General features: G+C 36.4%; 1 protein-coding gene. It reads left to right on the forward strand.

The window, feature by feature from the left end; genetic code table 11:
• A partial coding sequence (locus AAEY68_RS21460) for a DUF6515 family protein (RefSeq protein ID WP_350586873.1) occupies positions 1 to 247 on the forward strand: 247 nt, incomplete at both ends.

The following is a 247-nucleotide window of genomic DNA, read 5'->3' on the forward strand; positions in this document are numbered from 1 at the left end:
TTTTAATGGTGCAGTATTTAATACCCATAATGGCACTTACTATCGTAAACACAGCAGAGGCTATCGAGAGGTAATGCCACCAAGAGGTTTACATATTAGATCACTGCCTAGATACCACTCACGTTTAAGGCATCGCAATAACACTTATTATACCTATCAAAATGTATATTATATTGCCGAAAATAACGGCTACACAGTAGTAGATACGCCTAAAATACAGGTTAACCGAGCAATCAAAGTAAATAAC

The organism is Pseudoalteromonas sp. RB2-MNA-CIBAN-0110 (assembly GCF_040309305.1).
Lineage (GTDB): Bacteria > Pseudomonadota > Gammaproteobacteria > Enterobacterales > Alteromonadaceae > Pseudoalteromonas > Pseudoalteromonas arctica.